General features: G+C 31.2%; 24 protein-coding genes. 18 read left to right on the forward strand and 6 right to left on the reverse strand.

The features are described 5' to 3' along the window. Nucleotides 1–3 precede the first annotated feature (3 nt). The 5 genes from ACFS5M_RS03900 to ACFS5M_RS03920 all read left to right on the forward strand — a co-directional run bounded on the left by ACFS5M_RS03900 (nucleotide 4) and on the right by ACFS5M_RS03920 (nucleotide 8,847). Nucleotides 4–1,419 (forward strand): hypothetical protein, encoded by a 1,416-nt coding sequence (locus ACFS5M_RS03900; protein ID WP_183486014.1) that lies wholly within the window; start codon nucleotides 4–6, stop codon nucleotides 1,417–1,419. A gap of 159 nt (nucleotides 1,420–1,578) precedes the next feature. Then, the gene (locus ACFS5M_RS03905; protein ID WP_183486016.1) at nucleotides 1,579–4,071 is read left to right on the forward strand and encodes a TonB-dependent receptor; all 2,493 of its coding nucleotides are present in this window, start codon (nucleotides 1,579–1,581) and stop codon (nucleotides 4,069–4,071) included. Nucleotides 4,072–4,086: 15 nt separating this feature from the next. Then, entirely contained in the window at nucleotides 4,087–4,872 is a 786-nt protein-coding gene (locus ACFS5M_RS03910; protein WP_183486018.1) for an alpha/beta fold hydrolase, read from the forward strand. Then, nucleotides 4,862–5,635 (forward strand): 3-hydroxybutyrate dehydrogenase, encoded by a 774-nt coding sequence (locus ACFS5M_RS03915; protein WP_183486020.1) that lies wholly within the window; start codon nucleotides 4,862–4,864, stop codon nucleotides 5,633–5,635. The genes ACFS5M_RS03910 and ACFS5M_RS03915 overlap by 11 nt, the downstream gene beginning before the upstream one ends. Nucleotides 5,636–5,739: 104 nt before the next feature. After that, nucleotides 5,740–8,847, forward strand: a complete 3,108-nt coding sequence (locus ACFS5M_RS03920; RefSeq protein ID WP_183486022.1) for an SIR2 family protein — start codon at nucleotides 5,740–5,742, stop codon at nucleotides 8,845–8,847. Here ACFS5M_RS03920 and ACFS5M_RS03925 read toward each other — a convergent pair whose 3' ends face one another. Further along, complete coding sequence (locus tag ACFS5M_RS03925; protein ID WP_183486024.1) at nucleotides 8,848–9,312, reverse strand: DUF1569 domain-containing protein; 465 nt, start codon at nucleotides 9,310–9,312, stop codon at nucleotides 8,848–8,850. A gap of 239 nt (nucleotides 9,313–9,551) precedes the next feature. Continuing rightward, nucleotides 9,552–10,868, reverse strand: a complete 1,317-nt coding sequence (gene ahcY, locus ACFS5M_RS03930) for an adenosylhomocysteinase (protein WP_183486026.1) — start codon at nucleotides 10,866–10,868, stop codon at nucleotides 9,552–9,554. Between the two features lie 139 nt (nucleotides 10,869–11,007). Here ahcY and ACFS5M_RS03935 point away from each other — a divergent pair, with 139 nt between their 5' ends. The 7 genes from ACFS5M_RS03935 (at nucleotide 11,008) to ACFS5M_RS03965 (ending at nucleotide 17,927) form a co-directional block, all read left to right on the forward strand. Next, nucleotides 11,008–11,637 (forward strand): 4'-phosphopantetheinyl transferase family protein, encoded by a 630-nt coding sequence (locus ACFS5M_RS03935; RefSeq protein ID WP_183486028.1) that lies wholly within the window; start codon nucleotides 11,008–11,010, stop codon nucleotides 11,635–11,637. Beyond that, nucleotides 11,637–12,368, forward strand: coding sequence for a geranylgeranylglyceryl/heptaprenylglyceryl phosphate synthase (locus ACFS5M_RS03940; RefSeq protein WP_183486030.1), 732 nt, complete (start codon nucleotides 11,637–11,639; stop codon nucleotides 12,366–12,368). Before ACFS5M_RS03935 ends, ACFS5M_RS03940 begins: the two co-directional genes overlap by 1 nt. Continuing rightward, on the forward strand, nucleotides 12,365–12,997 hold the full coding sequence (gene pnuC / locus ACFS5M_RS03945) for a nicotinamide riboside transporter PnuC (RefSeq protein ID WP_221267546.1): 633 nt from the start codon (nucleotides 12,365–12,367) through the stop codon (nucleotides 12,995–12,997). The genes ACFS5M_RS03940 and pnuC overlap by 4 nt, the downstream gene beginning before the upstream one ends. Then, nucleotides 12,958–13,527 (forward strand): AAA family ATPase, encoded by a 570-nt coding sequence (locus ACFS5M_RS03950; RefSeq protein ID WP_183486032.1) that lies wholly within the window; start codon nucleotides 12,958–12,960, stop codon nucleotides 13,525–13,527. Before pnuC ends, ACFS5M_RS03950 begins: the two co-directional genes overlap by 40 nt. Continuing rightward, on the forward strand, nucleotides 13,524–15,080 hold the full coding sequence (locus ACFS5M_RS03955; RefSeq protein WP_183486034.1) for a DUF4301 family protein: 1,557 nt from the start codon (nucleotides 13,524–13,526) through the stop codon (nucleotides 15,078–15,080). Before ACFS5M_RS03950 ends, ACFS5M_RS03955 begins: the two co-directional genes overlap by 4 nt. After that, entirely contained in the window at nucleotides 15,080–15,487 is a 408-nt protein-coding gene (arfB, locus tag ACFS5M_RS03960) for an alternative ribosome rescue aminoacyl-tRNA hydrolase ArfB (RefSeq protein WP_183486036.1), read from the forward strand. Before ACFS5M_RS03955 ends, arfB begins: the two co-directional genes overlap by 1 nt. 256 nt (nucleotides 15,488–15,743) lie before the next feature. Further along, entirely contained in the window at nucleotides 15,744–17,927 is a 2,184-nt protein-coding gene (locus ACFS5M_RS03965) for a TonB-dependent receptor (RefSeq protein ID WP_183486038.1), read from the forward strand. 237 nt (nucleotides 17,928–18,164) lie between these two features. On the opposite strand, the gene ACFS5M_RS03970 is transcribed toward ACFS5M_RS03965, so the two are convergent. Then, nucleotides 18,165–18,605 carry a hypothetical protein gene (locus ACFS5M_RS03970; RefSeq protein WP_183486040.1) on the reverse strand — a complete coding sequence of 147 codons (441 nt, stop codon included), beginning with the start codon at nucleotides 18,603–18,605 and terminating at the stop codon, nucleotides 18,165–18,167. Nucleotides 18,606–18,753: 148 nt separating this feature from the next. Here ACFS5M_RS03970 and greA point away from each other — a divergent pair, with 148 nt between their 5' ends. Together greA and ACFS5M_RS03980 are read left to right on the forward strand one after the other, a co-directional pair. Beyond that, nucleotides 18,754–19,227 carry a transcription elongation factor GreA gene (gene greA / locus ACFS5M_RS03975; protein ID WP_183486042.1) on the forward strand — a complete coding sequence of 158 codons (474 nt, stop codon included), beginning with the start codon at nucleotides 18,754–18,756 and terminating at the stop codon, nucleotides 19,225–19,227. A 77-nt stretch (nucleotides 19,228–19,304) separates the two neighbouring features. Next, nucleotides 19,305–19,694 carry an HIT family protein gene (locus tag ACFS5M_RS03980; protein WP_183486044.1) on the forward strand — a complete coding sequence of 130 codons (390 nt, stop codon included), beginning with the start codon at nucleotides 19,305–19,307 and terminating at the stop codon, nucleotides 19,692–19,694. On the opposite strand, the gene ACFS5M_RS03985 is transcribed toward ACFS5M_RS03980, so the two are convergent. Together ACFS5M_RS03985 and ACFS5M_RS03990 are read right to left on the reverse strand one after the other, a co-directional pair. Then, entirely contained in the window at nucleotides 19,685–20,032 is a 348-nt protein-coding gene (locus ACFS5M_RS03985; RefSeq protein ID WP_183486046.1) for a hypothetical protein, read from the reverse strand. The genes ACFS5M_RS03980 and ACFS5M_RS03985 overlap by 10 nt on opposite strands. A gap of 11 nt (nucleotides 20,033–20,043) precedes the next feature. After that, nucleotides 20,044–21,219 (reverse strand): sensor histidine kinase, encoded by a 1,176-nt coding sequence (locus ACFS5M_RS03990; RefSeq protein ID WP_183486049.1) that lies wholly within the window; start codon nucleotides 21,217–21,219, stop codon nucleotides 20,044–20,046. A 119-nt stretch (nucleotides 21,220–21,338) separates the two neighbouring features. Here ACFS5M_RS03990 and ACFS5M_RS03995 point away from each other — a divergent pair, with 119 nt between their 5' ends. The 4 genes from ACFS5M_RS03995 to aat all read left to right on the forward strand — a co-directional run bounded on the left by ACFS5M_RS03995 (nucleotide 21,339) and on the right by aat (nucleotide 24,889). Then, nucleotides 21,339–22,208, forward strand: a complete 870-nt coding sequence (locus ACFS5M_RS03995; RefSeq protein WP_183486050.1) for a flavin reductase family protein — start codon at nucleotides 21,339–21,341, stop codon at nucleotides 22,206–22,208. Nucleotides 22,209–22,241: 33 nt separating this feature from the next. Then, nucleotides 22,242–22,619: a DUF3127 domain-containing protein gene (locus ACFS5M_RS04000; protein ID WP_183486052.1), complete on the forward strand. Its 378-nt coding sequence runs from the start codon at nucleotides 22,242–22,244 to the stop codon at nucleotides 22,617–22,619. 84 nt (nucleotides 22,620–22,703) lie between these two features. Then, nucleotides 22,704–24,080, forward strand: a complete 1,377-nt coding sequence (locus tag ACFS5M_RS04005) for a short-chain fatty acid transporter (protein WP_183486054.1) — start codon at nucleotides 22,704–22,706, stop codon at nucleotides 24,078–24,080. A 182-nt stretch (nucleotides 24,081–24,262) separates the two neighbouring features. Beyond that, nucleotides 24,263–24,889, forward strand: coding sequence for a leucyl/phenylalanyl-tRNA--protein transferase (aat, locus tag ACFS5M_RS04010; RefSeq protein ID WP_183486056.1), 627 nt, complete (start codon nucleotides 24,263–24,265; stop codon nucleotides 24,887–24,889). Between the two features lie 19 nt (nucleotides 24,890–24,908). Here aat and ACFS5M_RS04015 read toward each other — a convergent pair whose 3' ends face one another. Continuing rightward, nucleotides 24,909–25,475 carry a DNA-3-methyladenine glycosylase I gene (locus tag ACFS5M_RS04015; RefSeq protein ID WP_183486058.1) on the reverse strand — a complete coding sequence of 189 codons (567 nt, stop codon included), beginning with the start codon at nucleotides 25,473–25,475 and terminating at the stop codon, nucleotides 24,909–24,911. Nucleotides 25,476–25,500 lie beyond the last annotated feature (25 nt).

The raw sequence follows: 25,500 nt of genomic DNA on the forward strand, positions 1-25,500 counted from the left end.
ACAATGAAAACTAAGCTTAAAAAGTTTACTGAATTTAGTAAAACCATCCTGCCAAATGAAGCTAAATACCTGCAAACTAAGTATCAATTTATAGATTCAGAAAAGCTTCAGATTATAAAATTGTTAATATCTAATGCTTTATCTCAAAAAGAATTTATTGATTTTGATACCTCCATTAATAAACGCAAATATTCTTATATTAAAGATTGGGTTGAAAAAAAGTTAGCGAATATTGATGTGGATGCAACCATTGGCTGGTTAATGTCTCTAAAGCAAAAAATACTTACAGATGCCATATCATCTAGTGAAGAAAAAGAATTTCTACACTATGTTTCAACCTATAAAACTATTGAATTTAATTTTCAGAATTTATATGATTTAGCCAAAGAATATAAATCGTATTTGTTGGTTAGAATGCGCTACAAAGATCATCAAATTATAGCAGATTTTATTGAAGCTTATAAAACACATTATATACAAGTTAAAGACATTAATGAAAAATTATACACAGCGACTACAGAAATCACAAACCAATACACTCTTAATAATAACGAAACAAAACATTTAGAAGCATGGCTGCTTGAAGTTTTTAATGATAAAAATATAGATGGTAAAAATAGATATCAAGCATTTGTTTTACTCGCGTTTATCTACACTAATTATAACGAGAATGCTAAGTTAAAAGCAATTTTTGATCAGATTGACTATTATTTTAGTCAAGGAGAAATGTATTCCAGACGTTTACTTTCTAATTATTATGCAAGTCGTGTATTGCTACATTCTAAACAAGACGAATTTATAATAGCAGAATTTTATGGTTATTTATCTATCAGACAAAATAATAACGATACTTTAATGTATTTGAATAATTTGGTCGCTATTTTATTAAGAAATAACAGTCCGAAAAAGGCTTTTACCTTATTAGAAAAGTATAAAGAACTGTATAAAGAAACACATAATTATCATCAAAAAATTGGTTATTGTTCTTATCTCATTCGAGTACTATCCGAATTACAAAAAAATAATCTTGCAGAGGCTACGGCAAAAACATTTTTAATAAAGTACAAAAATGAAGTGTTAAAACATCGTTGGCATCATTTTTTCACATCATTTATTAATGTTTTGATCATACAAGAAAAGTATGAAGAAGTGCTTAAATATGCTGCTAAATTTAATTTAATAGAAAAGGAAAGTGAACGACAAAAACAAAGTAATTATGTGCCTAACATTTCATGGAGTATTTCACTTTCCAGATACATGGAAGGCAAAATAAACTCTTCACGTTTATTAGAGGAAATTAAAGCACCACTTAACGATATTCAACCAACAAAAAATCAAAAACAATTAATGGTAAAGGTCATTGATACGCTTTCAAATAATTTACCAGAGGCTTTTTTTAAACTAAAGTCATACATCTAATGTATTGCTATAAAAAACTAGTAAACTTAGGATTAATTTGATTTATATATTTTTTTTAAGTTAAAAGTCATACTTGTCATTAGATGTTTTTATTCCTGTTTTTTTTCTTTTTCCTAATAGATTGCCACCATAATCTAACTTAAAACAATATTTTTAATTATGAAAAAATTACTTTTCTTACTGACCTTAATTAGTTCTTTGGTGGTAAATGCCCAAGACACAGGAAGTATACAGGGAACTATTACTGAAGAAAACGGTATGCCTTTGTCTGGCGCAACAGTTTTTATTAAAAGTATGAACAAAGGAGGTGTGACCGATTTTGATGGAAATTTCACCATTGAAAATGTAACTGAAGGAACCCACGAAGTGTCAATCTCTTATATAGGTTATGAAACTTTAGATCAAAGTGTTTCAGTAACTTCTGGAAATGTAACACAACTAAATGTGACCTTAAACGAATCTAATAATGTTTTAAATGAAGTTATAATAACTGCAGGTAAAAAACCTCAAAAAATTACAGATGTCCCAGCTACAGTCAATGTAATTTCCGCTAGAGACATTGAAGAATTTCCTAGTTTTAATGTTGGTGAATTGGCAGCAAGACAAAAAGGGGTTGATTTTATAAGAAGTGGTGTTTTAGGAACAGGAATTAATATTAGAGGATTTAATTCTGCTTTCAATTCTAAAAACTTACAAGTAACAGATGATAGATTATCCACGTTAATTGCTACAGGTTTACCAATGGGATCGTTTTCTACAGTAACTAAAGATGACATCTCTCGAGTAGAAATATTATTAGGTCCTAACGGAACACTTTATGGTCCAAATGCACACAATGGACTTGTAAGTACAATAACTAAAAACCCTAGACAATCTGAAGGAACTACTTTTGCTATTGGAGCTGGAAACCAAAAAGTGGTTACAGCTAGATTGAGACACGCTCAAATAATAAACGACAAATTTGCCTACAAAATTCATTTTGAAAGATCTCAAGGAGAAGAGTTTAACTATGTAGATAGTGTTTATGTTGGCACAACAGCATACAAAGAACTTGACTTAGATCGTGATTTCGATACACAAAAATATGGCGCTTCATTGTTCTACAAGCCAACAAGTGGTTCTGAATTATCTGGGTATTATGGGCACAGTAATAATAACAACATTGCGGTTACAAATGCAGGTCGTAACCAGATAAAAGACTGGAGTATCGATGTCGCTCAATTAAAATTTGTATCTAAAAACTTTTTTGCAAATACATATTATACATGGAGTAATACAGACGATACTTATGCTATGAACCAAAGAACACAAAATTACGTGTCATTTATAGAAAATGGCTTCTCAGAAGAAGAAGCTCGTGATCGTTCATTTACAGAGCAATGGTTTCAAACAGGTCCTAATCAAGGAGACGGAATTGTATTACAACGTGGTGCGGTTTTTAAAGATGCCTCAAAACGTTTTAATGCAGAAGCACAATACAATAACAACTGGAGTAATTTCTATTTAACTTTAGGAGCTCAGTATCAATTAGATATGGCAGACTCTAGAGGAACTTACCTTTTAGATGAAGACGGAATAGATTTAGACCAAACAGGGATTTATACGCAATTAGAATATAAATTATCAGACTCAGGTTGGGGATTTTTATTAGGAGGACGATTAGATAATCACGAATTATATGGTTCTAATTTTATTCCTAAAGTAGCAGTTACTAAAAAAATAAATAACGGAACATTTAGATTAACTTATGGTAAAGGTATTGCAGTACCATCTATTTTAAATCTTAAAGGAAACCTATTTGGAGGATTAGTTTTAGGAAATGGAGAAGGATTTACATTAACAGATGGTACTAAAATACAAAAATTAGATGTTGAAACTATTCACTCTTATGAAATAGGGTATAAAGGAAAGCTATCAGATAACTTATTTTTAGATGCTAATGCTTATTATAATCAATCGGATAATTTTATAAGTCCATTGCGTAATATTGCAGATGCTGCAAATGGCAATAATGTAACACATATTGGTGACCAACCAATTGGTGATGTTGTTGATGGCTCTGATGGTTCTTTTATATTAACGTATTTAAACTTTGGTCATGTTGATACTTATGGGTTAGATATAGGCTTGAATTATTATTTTAATGATAGTTTTAGAACCTCTTTTAACTACTCCTATTTTGGTCGTGAATTAGATAAAAATGATCTTGACAATGATGGAAATTTAGATGGACAAGTTTTAGAAAGTGAATTGCCAATTAACACACCTAATCATAAATTTAGCCTAGGACTTCACTACAATAAAGGTAAATTTTATGGAGCTATTTATGGACGATTTGTAGAAAAATACGATTTCTTCTCTGGGATAAATGTAGCTGCAGAAACACAAGATCAAGATGGAGATGGAGTCAATGAAATTGTTGAAGATGCGCAAGTAGGTAGAACATGGAACTACGGACAATTAGGAGGTTTTACAGTAGATGCAAATGCAGGATATAACTTTAATGATAACCTGTCTTTAGGTTTAAGCATTACAAATTTATTCAATGCTAAAAACAGAGAATTTGTAGCTTCGCCTATAGTTGAAACACTAGTTTCTTTTGAATTAAAATATAAAGTGAACTTCTTTAAAAAGAAAACTTCAAACAACTAATTTAGTTTCTAAATCATGCCAAAAGTACATGTTAATGATATAGAACTTGACTATGAAGATTATGGAAAAGGAAACACGCTTCTATTACTTCATGGGTTAGGATCCACAAAAAAAGATTGGGACGCTCAAGTCCCTTTCTTTTCTAAAAAATATCGAGTCATTACTGTAGATTTAAGAGGTCATGGTAATTCTACAAAGCCATTAAATGATTATGGAGTAGGGTTAATGACAGAAGATATTAAACAGTTTTTAGACCAATTAAACATTAAAAAGGCAACTATTGTTGGTTTTTCAATGGGAGGAGCGGTTGCTTTTCAAATGGCAGCAAGTCACCCAGAATATATAGATAATATAGTTATTGTAAATAGTGGTCCAGATTTTAATGATATGGGTCAAACAGGAGTAGATCTTTTAAAAAACAGAATTGAATTTTTAGAAACAAAAGGATTAGAGTCCTTAGCTCATGAAATTTCATTTAATATGTTTCCTGAAGAACATCAAATTGATTTAAGGAATGAATTTGAAACTCGATGCAAAAACAACGACTATAATGCATATTATAAATCGTTTGTCACCTTGATGGCTTGGGGATTAGGAGATGCAATAAAAGATATCACAGCGAGAACCTTAGTTGTTTCTTCAGATATGGATTATACTTCGGTTACTTTTAAAGAAAATTATGTAAATAAACTTTCAAATGCTAGGTTAGTGGTAATAAAAAACTCTAGACACGGAGTGGTTTTAGATCAACCAGATGCGTTTAATACAGCGCTTCAAAATTTTTTAGAGGATGAAGAATAAAACCGTTCTTATTACAGGAAGTACTAGTGGTATAGGCTTAGGCATTGCAAATCATTTTGCTAAGGAAGGTTACAATATTATGTTTCATGGTTTAGAACTTAATGGTGAAGAAATTGCAAAAAAGATAGCAGAAAAACACCATATAAAAGCTGCTTTTTCTAATGCTAATTTATTACAACCAGAAGCTATTGAAGGCTTAGTTAATGAAACCATCAAAACTTTTGGACACTTACATGTACTCGTTAATAATGCAGGAATACAATACGTATCACCAATTGAAGATTTCCCTAATAGTAAATACGAAGCTATTATAGCCATTAACATGAATGCCGTTTTTTACGCCTCTAAAGCGGCTTGGAAACAGATGAAGAAGCAAAAATTTGGAAGAATAATTAATGTGTCGTCTGTTCATGGTATAAGAGCATCCGAGTTTAAATCGGCTTATGTTACTGCTAAACATGGTGTGATTGGGATGACCAAAGTAATGGCCTTAGAAGGTGCGCCATTTAATATTACCAGTAATGCTATTTGTCCTGGTTATGTAAAAACACCTTTGGTTGAAGGACAGATAAAGGATCAAGCGAAAGCACATCAAATGACAGAGAGTGAAGTGATTGAAAAAGTGATGCTTAAAAAGCAAGCTGTAAAAGAGTTTGTTCCTTTAGAAGCGATTTCAGATATGGCGATTTTACTAGCAAAAAATAGCTCTACAACCATTACAGGAACTTCCTTTGTTTTAGATGGAGGTTGGAGTGCACAATAATTTTAGATTGAGTTTTTTAAAAGCCCTTTTCAATTTATTTGAGAGGGTTTTTATTTTTTATGGAAAATCTTTAATAAATTACAAGATATTCAAACTATAATTTCATGACAAATAATAATGACTCTCAGCTTGAAAATCTTTTTGAGCAAATAACAGCAAATAAGGTTGTGCTTATTACAGGAGCTGGGGCTGCAGTAGGCTCTAAAAAAATGCTTAGTAAAGAATTAATGAATTATTATAGAGATGAAGAAAATATCGCATATCAAAGTAATGATATCGTAGAATTTGTAGACAAGGTTTTTTCTAATGGTAAGTATTCTAGAAATCACTTTGATAGTCTAGTAGTAAAATATTTAAGAAGGCTAAAAGTAGAGAATTACCATAAAGTTATATCAAGTATTAATTGGAAGGCAATTATAACTACTAACGTTGACATGTTAATCGAACAGGCGTTTATTGGGAGTGATAAAAGAGATAGTTTAGATGTAATAAGAAATTTAAAGGAATGGGATGACTATATTATGTCCTCAAAACTCAAATACATAAAGTTGCATGGCTGCATTTCAGATATTAGCAACTACGACTTAAAGTTTTCTTCCCAAGACTTTAAAAGTGTAGAAAAGTATTATAGAAAATTATTTGGAAGGCTGAAATCGATAAGTCCTGATGTAAAGTTTCTATTCATAGGGCATTCACTTAAAGACGCTTTTGGGAATTTTTTTTTAGAAGAATTTCTTAAAGAGTTAGATCATAGAAATATTTATTATGTTGATCCATACATTGATGAAATTAATCAATCTTTTTTAGAATCAAAAGGGTTTAAAATAATAAAAGAGGATAGTGATGCTTTTTTTGGAAAGTTTTCAAAGTGGGAAGAAAAGTTTTATGAAACTAATATTAAATCTAGGTCTAAATTTAGAAATGTTTTCAAGAGTATTAAAGGAGTAGAAAGTAAATTACTATATAAAGTTGAGAGTTTTGTTAAGCCATTAAACCTTAAAGACTTTTCCACAACTCTATCGAGAAAAGATTTTTATCTAGGAGCAGAACCAGATTTTTCTATTGTTTGCAAAAATTATGATGTAGTAAAAACTGATAAACTTCAAGAGATAAATAAAAAAATACTTGAACAATTTAAAAATATTGATACTATATATCCATTAATATATCTTTATGGTAGTTATGGCACAGGAAAAACAACATTTACTTACAGAATAATAAATCTTTTATTACATACTTTAGAATCGACAATTGCATTGGAGATTACAGATTTTTTAAAATTGGATATTGATGCTTTTAAAAATTTTATAGAATCAATTAAATTCAAAAACATTTTAATCTTCTCTAATTATTCTGAACTTGATTTTAATTTTAAAAATGTAAGACAATTAAGGTCAAGACTGAGCTCTTTCCAGCTCTATGAGAAAAATATTGTTTTCATTCAGTCAATCAGAGAGAATGTTCTTAAAAGTTTTGAAGTTAAGCATAAACCGCAAATAGTAAAATTTAATATTGATGTTGCTTTAAATGAAAATGAAATTTCCCTTTTGCTAGATTATTTAAAAAACGAATCACTTGTTGAGTTTCGTGATGGTAGAGCAAAAAGAGATATTATTAAATATCTTAACTCGAATTTTTCTAATTCAGATCAGTATTTAATTTTATTAGATTTAATAAAAGGGGGAAAACATAAACAATCACTAATAGATACTTATAATAAATTAACTGATAATTGTAAGCAAGCTTTTTTGTTTACTTCATTACTATATAGACACAATATATTAATGCCTTTTAGTTGGTTGCAAAAAATTCTAAAGATGAATTGGGAAGTTTTTGTTGAGAGTATTATCAGGATGGATGGTCACGGAATTTTGATACAAGAAAACATTGAATCAAGCCAATATTTAGAACCAGATATTTACTTTAGAACGAAGCATGCAATGATATCAGATACATTAATTACGTATGTTTATAAAGGTAATAAAGACAAAGAATATCGAGATTATCAAAGTATTGTAAAGAGTATTGATAATAATAGAGTATCAAGTAAAATAATAATTGACTTATTCAAAGCATTATCAACCTCTAAAACATTTAATTTATTTCAAATAAGTAAATTATATGACTTAGCATTTGATAAGTTCTATGATGATTTTAATTTTACTATAAATTATAGTTTGAATATTGAAAAACGTCGTACTATAAAGAATTTAGAAAAAGCATTAAATATTATCAAAGATTTTGATGACTATAATGAAAATAGATATTATAGAAACCCAATTTTGATTCATAGGAAGGCTGTCTTAAATGGAAAGTTATTTAGAGAACACTTTATTAATGAAGACTTTTCAATATCAAAAGAATACTATGATGATGCTATAGATTTGTTCGAAATAAAGCAAATCATTGATCCCTCTTCGTCATATAGTTATTATGATTACATTAAGATTTATTGGTGGTATTTATCAAAAATAAAATTGAGTGATGAAGAGAAATCAAGAATAGAATTTAATATTTTAAATTTATTTGAACTCGCAACGGACAACTTACATGATGGAATTGAAAAGATTAAAAACCTTCAAGTTCAATTTGAGAAAACCTATAATAAGGATCAGGTATCTATTCAAAAAAGAATAGATGAAATGTACCAAAAAGAAGAAACAAGGCCTTATGCTTTAATATTAAAATACTACAAAGTTAGAAGAGAAGGTAATGAGTTTCCGCACGAATTAATTTTGGAGATGGAAGAATACAATTTTAATTTAGATGTTTTAAAGTTGTTATATAAAATTTATTGTGATAATTTACATGAAATAGAATATAGATTGAAATTTTATGAAATAAATAAAGTTGTTTTCAAAAACAATGCTTACAAACCAATTGAGTATTATTTCTATGATGCTGTAGCTGATTATTATAGTTTTCAATTTGAGTCCGCAAGAAAAAAATTGGTGGAACTCAAAAATGAGTTTTCAGGAGCAATTTTAAGCCATAAAGTTTATTGGCTTGATGAAGATGAAGAATCTATGGTATTTCCAGGTAAAATAGATAGACACTCGAAAGGGAAGTTTCTTATATTTAAACCGAATAAATTTGGAGGGTCTATATGGATAAAAGTTAAAAGTGATTTAGGGTCAAAATTAGATAAAGGTCAAACTAAAAAAGCCAAAATTAGATTTACTTATTCAGGTTTGGTTGCTGAAATAGTATAATTATCTACTCATAATCTCCTTAATAATCTTTAAATGATGATTGGTATGTAATTCTAGAAACCGAGTCACTCTTGAAGTATTAATATTACCAAATATGGGATGCTTAAAAAACGCATTTTTATCGAGCTGAGGTAAAGTCTTTATTGCTGCTCTTGCGTCTTGAAGTTGATGAATAAGGTCCTCTTTTAAAACAACTTCTGGAGGTTTTACATATTTAGGTGCTCTAGCTTTTCCTCTTGGGAAAAAACCTAGTGTAAAAAAGATTTTTCCTAAAACACTAAAATTATTTTTATATAAAGAAGGGTCTGAAGATTGAAGTGATAATGAGACTTTATTTATGACTTTAAAACTATGATCAATATGCCATGCAACATTTGCCTTAGAAATAGTGGCGTTTGAAACCTCATGATGTTCAATATGATTTTCTAAAGCATTAATTAAAAGCGTTAATTTTTTTAAATTCATAAATGTAATATGTTTAGAAGGTGAAGTTAAGTATATTTTTTTTCTTTCAGAACTACATATGATATTTTGGCTTTTGCAATAACGATTGTAGCGGCATCCTTTTTGGTACAAAAAGATATAGCGGAAAGCGTGGTGACACGACGTGGCAATTGCCCAAATAATAAAACATAAAAAAACCCTCACAATGCTGTAAGGGTTTCTTTGTATGATGCATCTTCGCTTAAGCGAAGCAATGTTTATTAGTATCTGTAGTGTTCAGGTTTGTATGGTCCTTCTACAGTTACACCAATATAACTGGCTTGATCTTCACGAAGCTCGGTAAGTTCTACCCCAATTTTTTCTAAGTGTAGTTTTGCTACTTTTTCATCTAAATGTTTTGGTAACATATAGACATCATTTCCGTAAGCATCTTTGTTATTCCAAAGCTCGATTTGTGCTAAAGTTTGATTTGTAAACGAGTTACTCATTACAAAACTTGGATGTCCAGTTGCACAACCTAAATTAACTAAACGACCTTCTGCTAAAATAATAACATCATTTCCATTAACATTATATTTATCGACCTGAGGTTTAATAGTATTTTTAGTATGGCCATGATTTTTATTTAACCACGCCATATCTATTTCATTATCAAAGTGTCCAATATTACAAACAATGGCTTTGTCTTTTAAGGCTTCGAAATGACGTCCTTGAACGATGTCTTTGTTTCCTGTCGTAGTAATTACAATATCAGAATTACCAATAACAGTTTCTAGTTTTTTTACTTCAAAACCATCCATTGCAGCTTGTAAAGCACAAATAGGATCGATTTCGGTAACGGTTACGATACTTCCAGCACCTTTAAAAGACGCAGCAGTTCCTTTACCAACATCGCCATAGCCACATACCGTTACACGTTTTCCAGCCAACATAATATCTGTTGCGCGACGAATAGCATCTACTGCAGATTCTTTGCAACCATATTTATTATCGAATTTTGATTTCGTTACAGAATCGTTAACATTAATTGCAGGCATTGGGAGTGTTCCGTTTTTTACACGTTCGTATAATCTGTGAACACCTGTTGTTGTTTCTTCAGATAAACCGTTAATTCCAGGAGCTAATTCGGGATATTTGTCTAATACCATATTAGTTAAATCGCCACCATCATCTAAAATCATATTTAATGGTTTTCTATCTTCACCAAAGAATAAGGTTTGCTCTATGCACCAATCAAATTCTTCTTCAGTCATATCTTTCCATGCGTAAACTGCGGTTCCTGCAGCAGCAATTGCGGCAGCAGCTTGATCTTGAGTAGAGAATATATTACAAGAGCTCCATGTCACTTCTGCTCCAAGTGCTTGTAACGTTTCAATTAAAACTGCAGTTTGTATCGTCATGTGTAAACAACCTGCAATACGTGCACCTTTAAGAGGTTGTGAATCTTTATATTCTTCGCGAAGACTCATAAGTCCTGGCATTTCAGCTTCTGCAAGCTCAATTTCTTTTCGTCCCCATGCGGCAAGCGAAATATCTTTTACTTTATTAGCGACGTAAGGAATGGTTTTAGTACTCATATAATCTTTATTTTCTTTATGTTATTTAAAAAGGTAACACCTTTGGCAATCGTACTTAAAATAGTTAAATTCGCTTAACTAAAATGGTTTAATCGGCCTTAGGTCGTGCAAAGATAATCAATAACTTTCAGAATATTAAATGCCTCTATATAAAACCCTTACGCCAAATTCACAAACTACTGTTAAAATCTGGAAGATTACAGAGACTTATGATGATTTGTTAGAGCCTATTAGTTTAAAACCAGAAAACATGAAGCGTGTTTTAGGAATGAAAAGCGAGCTGCATCAGCGCGGATTTTTAAGTGTTCGTCATTTATTATTAGAGTTTGGCTATACAGATGACGATTTGTTTTATGATGAATATGGGAAACCACATTTAAAAGACGGAAAACATATTTCAATAACACATTCTTTTACTTTTTCGGGCGTTGTAGTAAGTGATGGTATTGTTGGAATTGACATTGAAAAGCAACGTGAAAAAATAGGTGTAATCGCACACAAGTTTATGGATTATGAATATCAATATTTAGATCAGTCAGATGATAAATATATTAATAAGCTTATTGTAATTTGGTGTATAAAAGAATCATTATATAAATTATTTGCTACGCCTGGATTGAGTTTTTTACAAAATACCTTAGTCATTCCGTTTACACTAGAAGAGGCCTCAACACATGCGTGGATAGATTATCAAGACAAAAAATATCGGTTTGATACTACATTTTTTGAATTTGAAGGGTTTACTTGTGCTTATGCTTTACCGTCATAATGAATATTCTTAACGACATATTAAATTCGGTTAAAGAAAAGCAAAAGCTTTTGGCTGTGTTAATCGATCCAGACAAAATGAAGCTTGAAAGCTTACCTGATTTTATGCAAAAGTTGAACGCTTCGATTGCAACGCATATTTTTGTTGGAGGAAGTACAGTTAAGGATAAAGCCACTGAAAGATTAGTTGTTGAAATTAAAGCGCTTACAGAATTACCCGTAGTGATCTTTCCAGGCGATGTGTCTCAAATAACAGCGTATGCTCATGCGATATTATTTTTGTCGTTAATATCTGGTCGAAATGCAGACTACTTAATAGGAAAGCATGTGGCTTCGGTTTCTAAATTAAGAGCCACGAATTTAGAGGTTATTCCAACAGGTTATATCCTTGTTGAAAATGGAAAAGAAACTGCTGTTCAGAAAGTAACAGGAACACAGCCTATGTCTTACACAAACCCAAAACAGATTATAGATACTGCAAAAGCAGGGGAATTATTAGGACTAAAATTGATGTATTTAGAAGCTGGTAGTGGAGCAATACTTCCTGTATCTACTGAAATTATTAAAAGAACAAAAGCGACCTTGAGTATTCCGCTTATTGTAGGTGGTGGAATTCGAACAAAGGAACAATTAGACAAGGCTTACCAATCTGGAGCAGATTTAGTTGTTATAGGAACTGCTTTTGAAGAGGACAAAGCCTTTTTTAATGAGTTAAAAAAAGAAACACATTGAAGTCGATTATAGATTTTTTCATTGAAGCTTATCAAGGAACATCAGCCTATTTAGTGCTATTAGAAGCTGTTGCTTTTATTTTTGGTATTGCGAGTGTATGGTTTGCTAAAAAGGAAAATATTTTAGTTTATCCAATAGGAATTATATGCACTGTAATTACAGTTTATTTATTATACATAAATGAGTATTTTGGAGATATGATGATGAATTTTTATTATTCTGTGATGAGTATTTATGGCTGGTGGAATTGGTCTAGGAAAAAAGATGAAAAATATATAGTCCCTATTTCTAGAACAAATTTAAAAGAAAAGATCATTGGCGTTGTGTTTTTTGTTGCCACATTAATTATTACTTATTTAGTATATAAAGTCAATAATTATGATATTCAAATCCCTAATTATATAGATATTTTCACCTCTGGAGTTTTCTTTACAGCCATGTGGTTTATGGCGAATAAAAAATTAGAAAATTGGACGCTTTGGATTTTTGCCAACATCATTACTATTCCTTTATATGCTTATAGAGGGTTAGGAATGCTTTCATTACAATATTTAATATTTACAATTCTAGCAATTCAAGGATATAATGCATGGAAAAAAAGCTTAAACAAGAACCTAGCAACTGCTTAAAAGTAGTATTGTTTGGACCAGAATCTTCTGGAAAAACAACCCTTTCTAAACAATTAGCTAGGCATTACAATTCTATTTGGGTTCCAGAATATGCTCGTGAATATTTACAAGAGAAGTGGAATAATGAGCGCCTAACTTGTGAGCCAAAAGATTTGTTGCCTATTGCTATTGGTCAAATGAAAAATGAAAATAGATTAGCAAAGAAAACAGACTCTGTACTTGTTTGCGATACAGATTTGCTAGAAACCAAAGTGTATTCTGAAGTCTATTATTCTGGAGTTTGCGATGCTGTTATAGAAAAATTTGCTCTGGAAAATAAATATGATTTATACTTTTTAACGTATATTGATACGCCTTGGGAAGCAGATGATTTAAGAGATAAACCTCATGAGCGTTTAGATATGTTTAAGGCTTTTCAAGAGGCATTAGTAAAGTATAATAGACCATATGTTTTGTTAAAAGGAGATCAAAGCACACGCTTAGAGTTGGCCATAAAGCATATCGATAATTTATTAAAAGAAAGACTGTGAATTTTACACCAAAAGACATACAACAAATAGAAAATAAAGGGTTAACTGTTGAAAAAGTAAACGCTCAAATCGCACTTTTTGAAACAGGTGTGCCATTTGTTAATTTAAAGAAAGCAGCCAATTTAGATCATGGCATTATAAAAAAATCTGAGGCCAATAAGCAAAAGGCTATTGATTTCTTTGAAACTAAAAGACACTCTATTTCTATTCTAAAATTTGTGCCAGCATCTGGAGCAGCAACAAGAATGTTTAAATTTTTGTTTCAGTTTTTAAAAGATTATGACATTTCTAAAGAAAGTATAAATGCTTATATCAATAGAAATAAGGTGTCAGAATTGTCACTGTTTTTAGTTGGAATTGAAAAGTTTCCGTTTTACAACGATGTACTTAATAAAACAAAAGCACTTGTCGATAACTATGATTCGCTTTCAGAAAATGAACAAAAACTAGAGTTTATTAAAACCATGTTAGATGAAGATAAACTCAATTATGGCTTTTTTCCAAAAGGATTATTACCTTTTCACGAATACAAAGACCATGTCTCTTCTGCGTTTGAAGAACACTTATTTGAAGCTGCTTTATACGCATCATCTAATAATGAAGCCAGTTTGCATTTTACGATTTCTGAAGCTCACAAAAATACATTTACTGAAGAGTTTGAACGCATTCAAAACATTGTTGAACAGAAAACAAAAACTAAATTTAATATTTCATTTTCATACCAATGTCAATCAACAGATACTATAGCTGTTACGCCAAAAAATGAAGCCTTTAGAGAAGACGATGGCAGTTTGTTATTTAGACCTTCAGGACATGGTGCGTTATTAAATAATTTAAACGCACAAGATGTTGATCTTATTTTTGTTAAGAATATTGATAATATTGTGGTTTTTAAATATGAAAATGATGTAGCCGAATACAAGAAAATGCTTGGAGGGATTTTACTTCAAGTCCAAGAACAGGCTTTTGCTTATTTAGAACAGTTAGAGAAGAATGACCTTACTGAAAATCAGCTGATAACTATAGCAGAATTTTTAACGAATCAGATGAATGTGGTGATTAGTAAAGAATTTGAAAAATACTCTAAAAACTATCAAATTGAGTATTTAAGAGAAAAACTAAATCGCCCAATACGTGTCTGCGGAATGGTTAAAAACGAAGGTGAACCTGGTGGTGGCCCTTTCTGGGTGAAAGATGAAAGCGGAAATGTGTCATTGCAAATTATTGAATCAGCTCAAATTGATAAAAAAAATAAAAACCAAAAAAGCATTTTAAAAAATGCGACTCATTTTAATCCAGTAGATTTAGTTTGTGGGATTAAAAATTACAAAGGTGAAAAGTTTAATCTTCAAAATTATGTCGATCATAAAACAGCATTTATTACCATGAAAACCAAAACAGGAAAAGAATTAAAAGCTTTAGAATTACCTGGTTTATGGAATGGCTCAATGGCGTATTGGAATACTATTTTCGTTGAGGTTCCTTTAATTACTTTTAATCCTGTAAAAACAGTAACCGATTTACTAAAACCACCACACCAAATTAAAGAATAATGTTTGATGAAGAACACCTTATAACGGAGCTTCAATTTAAGGCGATAAGAAGCTCTGGTAGTGGCGGGCAGCATGTTAATAAAGTGTCTTCAAAAATAGAATTAACTTTTAATCTTAATGCCTCATTAGTTTTAAACGACGAGCAAAAAAAACACTTAGCTGAAAAACTCAAAACGAGATTAACAAAAGAAAACATGCTTATTATTCAATGTGATGAAAGTAGAAGTCAACACAAAAATAAAGCTTTAGCCATTCAACGGTTTTTAAATATCATTAAAGAAGGTTTGGTTGTTCCTAAAAAACGTAAGCCTACAAAAATCCCTAAAGCTGTTATTGCTAAACGTTTAAAAAGAAAGAGTATTCAATCCGATAAGAAGGCCAATCGTAAAAAACCAGATGTTGATTAATTATTCTATTAAGAATTTAATTAAATCAAAAAACTCAACTATCTTTGCATCGTTCTCAAAAAAGGGGTGCTTTTTTAGCTTTGGCTAAAAAGGCTGAGATCATACCCATTGAACCTAGAACAGGTAATGCTGTTTAGGAACCGAGCGTTAAAATGGATGTTAAACATTTTACGATTTTATGCGCTCAAATAAAAATCAACTATTAACAAAAGAATAATGACCTCTTTTTATTCGATTATAATTTTATTTAATCGATATGAAAAACCTATTTCTTTTTTTAACACTTTTAGTGTTATCAGTCAGTGCTAAAGCACAAGAAAAATCACAAGACACCACTAAAATTGAAATTTTAGATGAAGTTTTAGTTAAATCGGTTCGCGTTAACGCAACATCGCCAATTACGCACTCTAATGTGAGTCAAGAAGAGCTTGAGAAACGTAATCTCGGACAAGACATTCCTGTTTTATTAAACTACTTACCTTCAGTGGTTACCACTTCAGATGCAGGAGCTGGAGTAGGCTACACAGGCATTCGTATTCGTGGTATTAATGCACAATCTACGAACATTACCATTAATGGAATTCCTTATAATGATGCTGAATCTTTAGGGACTTTTTGGGTAAACTTAGGCGACTTTGCTTCAAGTGTAGAAAGCCTTCAATTACAGCGAGGAGTTGGAACTTCTACTAACGGTTCAGGTGCTTTTGGCGCAAGTATTAATATACTTACTGATGTCATTTCTGAAACTGCTAATGGAGAACTTTCTAATTCCTTTGGAAGTTATAATACTCGAAAACACACCTTAAAATTTAGTACAGGAAAACTAAATAATCATTTTGAAATTGCTGGGCGTTTATCGCAAATAAAATCTGATGGTTATATTGATAGAGCTACGTCTGATTTAAAATCATTTTTCTTACAAGGCGCTTATGTTGATGAGCATAGATTGATAAAAGCCATTACTTTTAGTGGACATGAAGTCACGTATCAATCTTGGAATGGTTTAGAAGATTTAGATCTTTTAGAAGATGATAGAACTTTTAATACTGCAGGAATGTACACAGATGAAGATGGTACTGTTAGGTTTCATGAAAATGAAGAAGATAACTATAAACAAGACCACTATCAGTTACATTGGAATGAACGCATTAATAATAATTGGTCAACTAATTTAGGACTAAATTATACACATGGTCAAGGCTACTTTGAGCAATACAAAGAAGATGAAGATTTTGCAGATTATGATTTAGAAGAAGTGGTTATTGGAGGTGAAACCATTAATACCACAGATTTAATTCGTAGACGTTGGCTAGATAGTGATTTTTATGTTGTTAATGCTAACGTTAATTTTAAAAAGAATATGCTAAATATGGATTTTGGTGGTTCTTATAGTGTGCATGATGGAGACCATTTTGGTGAAATTATTTGGGCAAGAAACGCCAGTAATAGTGAAATCAATGATCGTTATTACGATGGGAATGGAAATAAAAAGGATTTTAACGTGTTTACGAAAGCCACAATTAAGTTGAATGAAAAGATTAGTCTTTTTGGTGATTTACAATGGCGTTTAGTTGACTATAAAACAACAGGGTTGACGTCAGATCGTTATGAATTGAAAGTAGATGAAAATTACAGCTTTTTTAATCCGAAAGCTGGAATTACCTTTAAATTGAATGACTTAAATCATTTTTATTTCTCTTATGCTCGTGCGAATAGAGAACCAAATAGAGATGATTTTGAAAACAATGAAAATGTAAAACCAGAGCAGCTTAACGATTTTGAATTAGGATTTAGACATCAGTCTGACCGCTTTATAATTAACACGAATTTATACTATATGCATTACAATGAGCAATTGGTATTAACAGGAAATATTGATAATGTAGGTAATCCAATACGAACTAATAATGGTGAAAGTTACCGTTTAGGGTTAGAAGTTGAAGCCGTAATTAATCCTTTAAAATGGCTAACTATTCAGCCAGCAATAACTTTAAGTTCTAACAAAAACAAAAAGACTGTCGTCTTTCAAGATGGAAGTCTAACAGATTTAGGTGAAACCAATATTTCTTTTTCTCCTGAGCTTATTGCCTCAAACGCTCTAGTTTTTGAACCTTTAGACCATTTGCAAGTGTCGCTTTTAAGTAAGTATGTTGGCGAACAATTCATGGGAAATACAGATAGTGACGCTTCAAAATTAGACAGTTATTTTATTAATGATTTTAACATGTCTTACAAAATAGAGACGAATGCTTTTGTGAAATCTATTACTATTTCTGCGTTAGTTAATAATATTTTTAATGAAGAATACATTTCGAATGGATACTATTATACTTATGATGACACTTGGACAGTACCAGGAACGACAACAACTATTGAAGGCGCAGGGTTTTATCCTCAAGCCACTCGAAATTTTTTAGTAGGTGCGACGTTAAAGTTTTAAGTTGCTTCAACATTTTAACAACAATAAAAAGCCATTCTATTAAAGAATGGCTTTTTGATTAACTAACACTGCTATTAATTTTAAAACCCTTTTCAAATATAGTTAAATTTTAGACATATAGAAAATATTCTACAAATTATTTTTTTGCGAAAAGGATTGAGCATTTGTTGGAGCTCTTTTTGTTTACAAAAAAGCGACTTGTGAAAGCCTGGTTTCTAGCTAAGCTAGAAATTTGCCCTAATTATTATACACTCTAATAATAGTGCCACTGACTTCAACAAAATAAGGTTTTAAAGTATATTGGCCAGTAGTACCATCTTGAGCTTGCCCAGTTAGAATATCGTATTGATTAGTATCTGAACAACCACAGGTGGCAATAACACCCTCGATTGTAAGTTTTGAGCAGGTCTGTAAAGCGTGGTTTGGGTCGCTTAATTCAAAAGCCAAATACGAGCTTCCTGAATAATAAACAACAATACCGTTAAGTCCATATTCTTCAATTACTTCATGATTTCCTGGAAATTGTAGGCTGCTGTATTGAGGGAAGTTCGTATTAATAGTTGAGCCTGTGTCAAAATTTTGCTCAGGTAAATATTCGTTAGTCCTAGATGTATCATCATTTTTACTGCAAGACAGTGTTATAAACCCTATAAATACTATTAAAATCAATTTTTTCATGGCTATTTTTTTTCTGTTGCAAGGTACAAAAAAAGTGCATTGCGTTAAATATTTTGTATATTTGTATCACAATCTCGTGATCGCGGGATTTTTTGTGTTTATATGCTAAATGCAACAAGCATAAGTGTTTAATATTAACGATGAAGTTATGAGTAAAGTATCTTATTATACCGCAGAAGGATTAAAAAAACTTAGAGATGAGCTAAAGCAGCTTAAAGATGTAGAGCGTGTAAATGCTTCAAAAGCGATTGCTGAAGCTAGAGATAAAGGCGATTTGAGTGAGAATGCAGAATATGATGCCGCAAAAGAAGCTCAAGGCATGTTAGAAATGCGTATTTCTAAATTAGAAGATCAGCTAGCAGGAGCGCGTTTAATAGACGAGTCGCAAATGGACACTTCTAAAATTCTAGTACTTTCTAAAGTAAAAATTAAAAATCAAACCAATGGCATGGAAATGCTATATACTCTCGTTGCAGATGGAGAAGCTGATTTAGCAGCAGGTAAAATATCTGTGAATTCACCTATAGGTAAGGGCTTATTAGGAAAATCTGTAGGAGAGGTTGCTGAGATTCAAGTGCCAAATGGTGTGATGAAATTTGATATTATAGAAATTTCAAGATAAAACGAGTTGATATAATTTTGTTAAAAGATTCTTGTTCGCAGGAATCTTTTTATATTTACAGCTATAGAAAATAATAAATGGCTTCTATTTTTACAAAAATTGTTCAAGGTGAAATCCCTTGTTATAAGGTGGCAGAAACTGAAGATTTTTTAGCGTTTTTGGATGTAAATCCTAATGCTAAAGGACACACCTTGTGTATTCCCAAAAAGGAAGTTGATAAGATTTTTGATTTAGATGAAGCGACTTATAGTGGTCTAATGCAATTTTCTAGACGTGTAGCTATAGCTCTAGAAAAGGCAGTACCATGTAAGCGTGTAGGTGTTTCGGTTATAGGATTAGAAGTGCCTCATGTTCATGTGCATTTGATTCCGTTAAACTCTATGGAAGATGCACGATTTCTTCAGAAAGTGAAATTATCTACAGAAGAGTTTCAAGAGGTAGCAAAAACGATTCAATCTTATTTGTAGCCAATCACAACAGCTACTCCAGCAATTATTAATATTCCTAAAAGAGCGATAAGAAGCCAAGCTTTCTTTTTTAACTTTATAGACGACTTTTTTGGTGTAAAGGCTTTTCGTTGATATTCAAAAACACGCTCAATATCATCTGTCCACATAACAGGATATATAATTGTGTTACACGTTTTACATTCTATTTCTTGGGTAGTTTCATCTGTAATGGATTTGTACAGTGTTGTTTCTTTAAACTTTTGTTTAAATGTTAATTGTAATCCATTAGTGTTATAACATTCTGGACAATTATTATTTAATTTAATTTCTTTTATGGTAATGAGTTTCTCTGCCATAAGTTATTATTTTAAATACTTTTAAGGGCAATCTCCATTGTTGTGCCAGTACCAATTTCAGAATTCAAAACTTTTATTTTACCATGATGAAATTCTTCAATGATACGCTTTGCTAAAGAAAGACCTAAGCCCCAACCTCGTTTTTTTGTGGTATAACCAGGTTCAAAAATAGCTTTAAATTGATTTTTATTCAAGCCTTTTCCAGTATCTGATACTTGAATACTAACATTGTTTTCTAATGGTATAATTTCAATTTTAAGTTGACCTTTCCCTTTCATTGCATCAATTGCATTCTTAACTAAATTCTCTATAGTCCAACTGTATAATTGTTTGTTTAAATTTACAAATATTTTATGATCAGGTATTATAATTTCAAATTCAATTAGTTTAGAAGACCTTGTTTTAAGGTAATCGTATGAAGCTAATGTTTCGGCAACAATATCGGTTTTCTCTAATATAGGAAGAGAACCAATTTTACTAAAACGTTCTGTAATAGTTTGTAATCTGCTTATGTCTTTTTCTATTTCTTTTATATATTCTGGATTGGTGTTTTCAGTTTTTAGAATTTCTGCCCAACCAATAAGAGATGATAATGGAGTGCCAATTTGATGCGCAGTTTCTTTAGCCATTCCGGACCATAATTTGTTTTCAGCAGCAGTTTTAGAGCTTCGATAAAAAAAGTAAACAACAGCTCCAAATAGTATTATAATTAGTAATAAGGCTAGAGGATAATATTTTAACTTGTTAAGTAAAGGTGAATTACCATAATATAAGGTTTGATTAATTTGTTTTATTTTAATTGGTGTGTTCTCTTCACTAAACTGCTTCACTAACTTGTTTAAATTATTTTTGACATAAATAGAATCTGCTTTTGTGCCTTTACCAATATTACTATAAGTGTAAATAGAAGAATCTTTATTAATGACAAGTATAGGAGTTGATTTGTTACTAGAAAGGATTTTAAAAATTAAATCGGTGTTTATATTGATGTTTTCTTCAATTGGATTCTCATCTATTACTTTTAATAATTCATTTTGTGCAAAGGACCAATTCTCCATTTTAACACGTTCTTCAGCTTTAAATTTTTGAACAAAAACGTAGGTGTTCCATAGGATAAGAGAGATTATAGCAAAAGAAGCGATGACAATTATCCAACGAATTAAATTTCTATTTTTTGAAAAACCCATATGATCTCATTTACAACCTGTAATATAATGTAAATCTGTTAATAATATTGTATTAGCTTTTTTCAAATCGTTTTTTGTTCTTTATTAAAATGCATAGTTTTGTAAAAATTAAAGCACACATGATATCCTTCGAGCCTAAAGATCTTTCAACTGGCAAATTGCATGCTTATTTATTAAGTGCAGTTGCACCAAGACCAATTGCTTTTGCTAGTACTATGGATGAAAAAGGGAATCCAAATTTATCACCATTTAGTTTCTTTAATGTATTTAGTGCCAACCCTCCAATTATGATATTTTCTCCTGCACGTCGTGTAAGAAATAATACCATAAAGCATACCTTACAAAACGTTGAGAAGACCAAGGAAGTCGTAATAAATGTAGTGAGTTATGATATTGTGCACCAAATGTCTTTAAGTAGTACTGAGTATCCTGAAGCTGTAAATGAGTTTAATAAAGCTGGATTAACCATGCTAGAATCAGATATTGTAAAGCCGTTTCGCGTTGCAGAATCTCCAGTACAATTTGAATGTAAGGTTAACGAAATTATTAAATTAGGTCAAGAAGGTGGTGCGGGAAATTTAGTGATATGTGAAGTTGTAAAATTGCATATTTCTAAGGAGGTTTTAAACGAAGACGATTCTATTAATCAAGAACAACTAGATTTAGTTGCTAGAGCTGGAGGAAGCTATTATAGTCGTGCAAAAAACGGCTTTTTTGAAATCCCTAAACCCTTGTCAACTCTAGGTATAGGCGTTGATAATTTTCCTGAAAGTATTAAGAATAGTATGATTTTAACAGGAAACGATTTAGGGATGTTAGGGAATGTTGAAGCTTTGCCTTCTAAACAAGACATAGATGCTTTTGTAAATGAAATTAGTGAACGCTATCCAGATATAAAAAGTAAAACACATAGAGAAAAACACAAAATTGCCAAAAACTATTTAAGTTATGGCGATGTAGATAGTGCATGGAAATTGCTATTATCGTAATAAAACAATAAAAATTGAATCAAATAAATAATAATGGAAGTACAAGGTAAAGTAAAAATGATTGGAGAAACTCAAACTTTTGGAAGTAATGGGTTTAGAAAAAGAGAGCTAGTGGTAACAACTGAAGAACAATATCCTCAACATATTTTAGTAGAATTTGTTCAAGATAAGACTGATCTTTTAAATAACTATCAAGTTGGGCAATCTGTAAAGATTAGTATTAACTTGCGTGGTAGAGAATGGGTAAATCCTCAAGGAGAAACGAAATACTTTAATTCTGTACAAGGCTGGAGAATTGAAAGCTTACAATCTGATGCTCCAACTGGAGATATGCCTCCAATACCACCAGCTGATGCTTTTGAACCAGCAACTAATTTGAATGAAGACGATCATGATGATTTACCATTCTAAATAATAGTTAAAAATTTAAAACCACCTCAATATTGAAAAGTATTGAGGTTTTTTATTTTTAATAAAATAGTTTAATTTCCTACCATGAATATAACTAAAAGCATTGAGACTTTATTTAAACGCTATTTGCCGTCACCATTTACTATAGCGATTTTATTAACATTACTTACAATAGCTCTGGCGTTTTTCTTTACTCAGCCTGTGAATAACGAAAATCATTTTTTAAGTATTTTATCATATTGGGAAAAAGGCATTTGGAATACTGCGCTTTTAGAATTTGCTTATCAAATGATGCTTATTTTGGTGCTTGGTCATGTTTTGGTTCTAAGCCGTCCAGCAAATACACTCATCACAAAATTATCAAAATACGCTTCTAATTCTGTAAATGCAGTAATTTTAGTTAGTGTTACAACAATGTTAGCAGCGTTTTTAAATTGGGGACTTGGACTTATTTTTGGAGCTATTTTAGCACGTAAAGTAGGAGAGCATGCACAAAGAAATAATATTGCAATCAATTACCCTCTGGTAGGTGCATCAGGTTATGCAGGATTTATGGTTTGGCATTCAGGAATTAGTGGATCTGCACCAATTAAAGCCGCAGAAAGTAATCACTTAGTGAGTTTAATGGAAGGTGTTTCATCTCCAAATATTATAGCACAACTTCCTGATAGTGTTAATTTTGATGCCACTATTTTTAGTTGGTGGAATTTATTACTCTTCGGAATTATACTCGTTATCATACCTTATACATTGTCTCGAATTGCGAAGTCTACACAACCCAAAACAATTCATTTAGACGATTATTTGTTTGATGAAGATTCTACTAAAAAAATAGAAGGCGCAGAAAAACTTGATGTTTCTAATATCTTAGGTATTGGTTTTGGGTGTATTTTATTAGTGACTTTTTTTTATCAATATTGGGAGCACCTCTTAGACCTTCAAATTACTCCAAATATGCTCAATTTTTTTATGCTTGGATTTGCTATTGTATTGCACAAAAATTTTAGTAATCTTATACGTGCTGTTGAAGAAGCAATTAAAGGCACATCGGGAATTTTAATTCAATTTCCACTTTATTTTGGGATTATGGGTATTATGAAAAGTACAGGAATGGTTGTAATGATTTCAGATTTTTTTACTTCAATTGCAACCACGACAACTATGCCTATTTTTACTTTCCTTAGCGCTGGATTGGTTAATATTTTTGTTCCAAGTGGAGGTGGTCAATGGGCTATTCAAGGTCCTATTGTTATAGAATCTGCTTTAAAGCTAGGAGTTTCGCTACCTAAAGCTATCATGGCTCTAGCTTATGGAGACCAAATTACTAATATGTTGCAGCCTTTCTGGGCTTTGCCATTATTAGGAATTACTAAGCTTAAAGCTAAAGAAATCTTACCATACACATTAATTTTAATGTGTGTTGGAATAATGGTTTATGTTTTAGGATTATTATTATTGTAAATAAAAAAAGCCCTGTCAAAAAACAAGGCTTTAGTAATGTGGTTTTAGATTGACCTTTATAAAATAATTCAAAAAAAGCAATGATGAACAAAATTTATTGAACAAAGGTCGTCCCAAATATCATAAAAAAAGTTGTGTTTTCAAAAGAAACAAGTCAGTAATCATAAGGTTTTGTATTGTAAATGAAGTATTTAAATACTAAAATAGAATTTCCAAATGTAACTCATTCAACAAAAGAAGGATTGCTCGCTATAGGAGGAGATTTAAGCGTTGAGCGCCTTTTATTAGCTTATACTTCAGGAATATTTCCTTGGTTTAATGATGAAGAACCTATTTTGTGGTGGTCGCCAGATCCACGTTTTGTGTTGTTTCCAGAAAAATTGAAAATTTCAAAAAGCATGAAACAAATCCTTAAAAATTCTAGTTTCAAAGTCACTGTTAATCAAGATTTTTATAGTGTAATAGAGGCGTGTTCTCATGTAAAAAGAAACAGACAATCAGGAACATGGATTACAGAACCTATGCTACATGCTTATGTGAAACTGCACGAATTAGGTTATGCTAAATCGGTTGAGGTTTGGCAAGATGAGGAACTTGTTGCAGGACTTTATGGAGTAGATTTAAATAATGGTGTGTTTTGTGGCGAAAGTATGTTCACAAAAGTTAGTAATGCAAGTAAGGTGGGTTTTATAAGTTTCATTCAAAATACAAATTATAAGCTTATAGATTGTCAGGTTTATACAAATCACCTAGAAACATTAGGCGCTCAAGATATTTCTAGGGCAGACTTTCTAAAGTATTTGAGTTAGGTTATTATCTTAATTCCACCTAAACCTCACTATATCTAAAACACCCAAGCTCATGATCGTTTACCATTCCTGTAGCTTGCATATGCGCATAAACAACTGTTGAACCAACAAACTTAAAACCTCGTTTTTTTAAATCTTTACTCAAAGCATCACTAAGTGGTGTATTAGCAGGAGCATCCTTATAATTCTTTAATTTATTCTTAATAGGTTTCCCATCAACAAAACCCCAAATGTATTTTGAAAATGAACCAAACTCCTTTTGAATTTCCATAAAAGCTTTAGCATTGCTAATAGTAGCTTTCACTTTTAATTTATTCCGAATAATACCTGCATCCTTTAACAGCTGGTCAATTTTTTTCTGATCGTATTTTGCAATTTTTTTATAATCGAAATTATCGAATGCTTTTCTGAAATTTTCACGCTTCCTAAGTATAGTAATCCAACTTAAACCAGCTTGAAATGTCTCTAAAATTAAAAACTCAAAAAGGCTTGCGTCATCAAAAACAGGAACGCCCCATTCTTCATCATGATAGGCTTCGTATAAGTCATCACCAATACACCAACCGCATTTATGTTTGTTTGTCACTTTTGTAAGATTTTGTTATAAATAT

Source organism: Lacinutrix iliipiscaria (assembly GCF_042686125.1).
GTDB lineage: Bacteria > Bacteroidota > Bacteroidia > Flavobacteriales > Flavobacteriaceae > Oceanihabitans > Oceanihabitans iliipiscarium.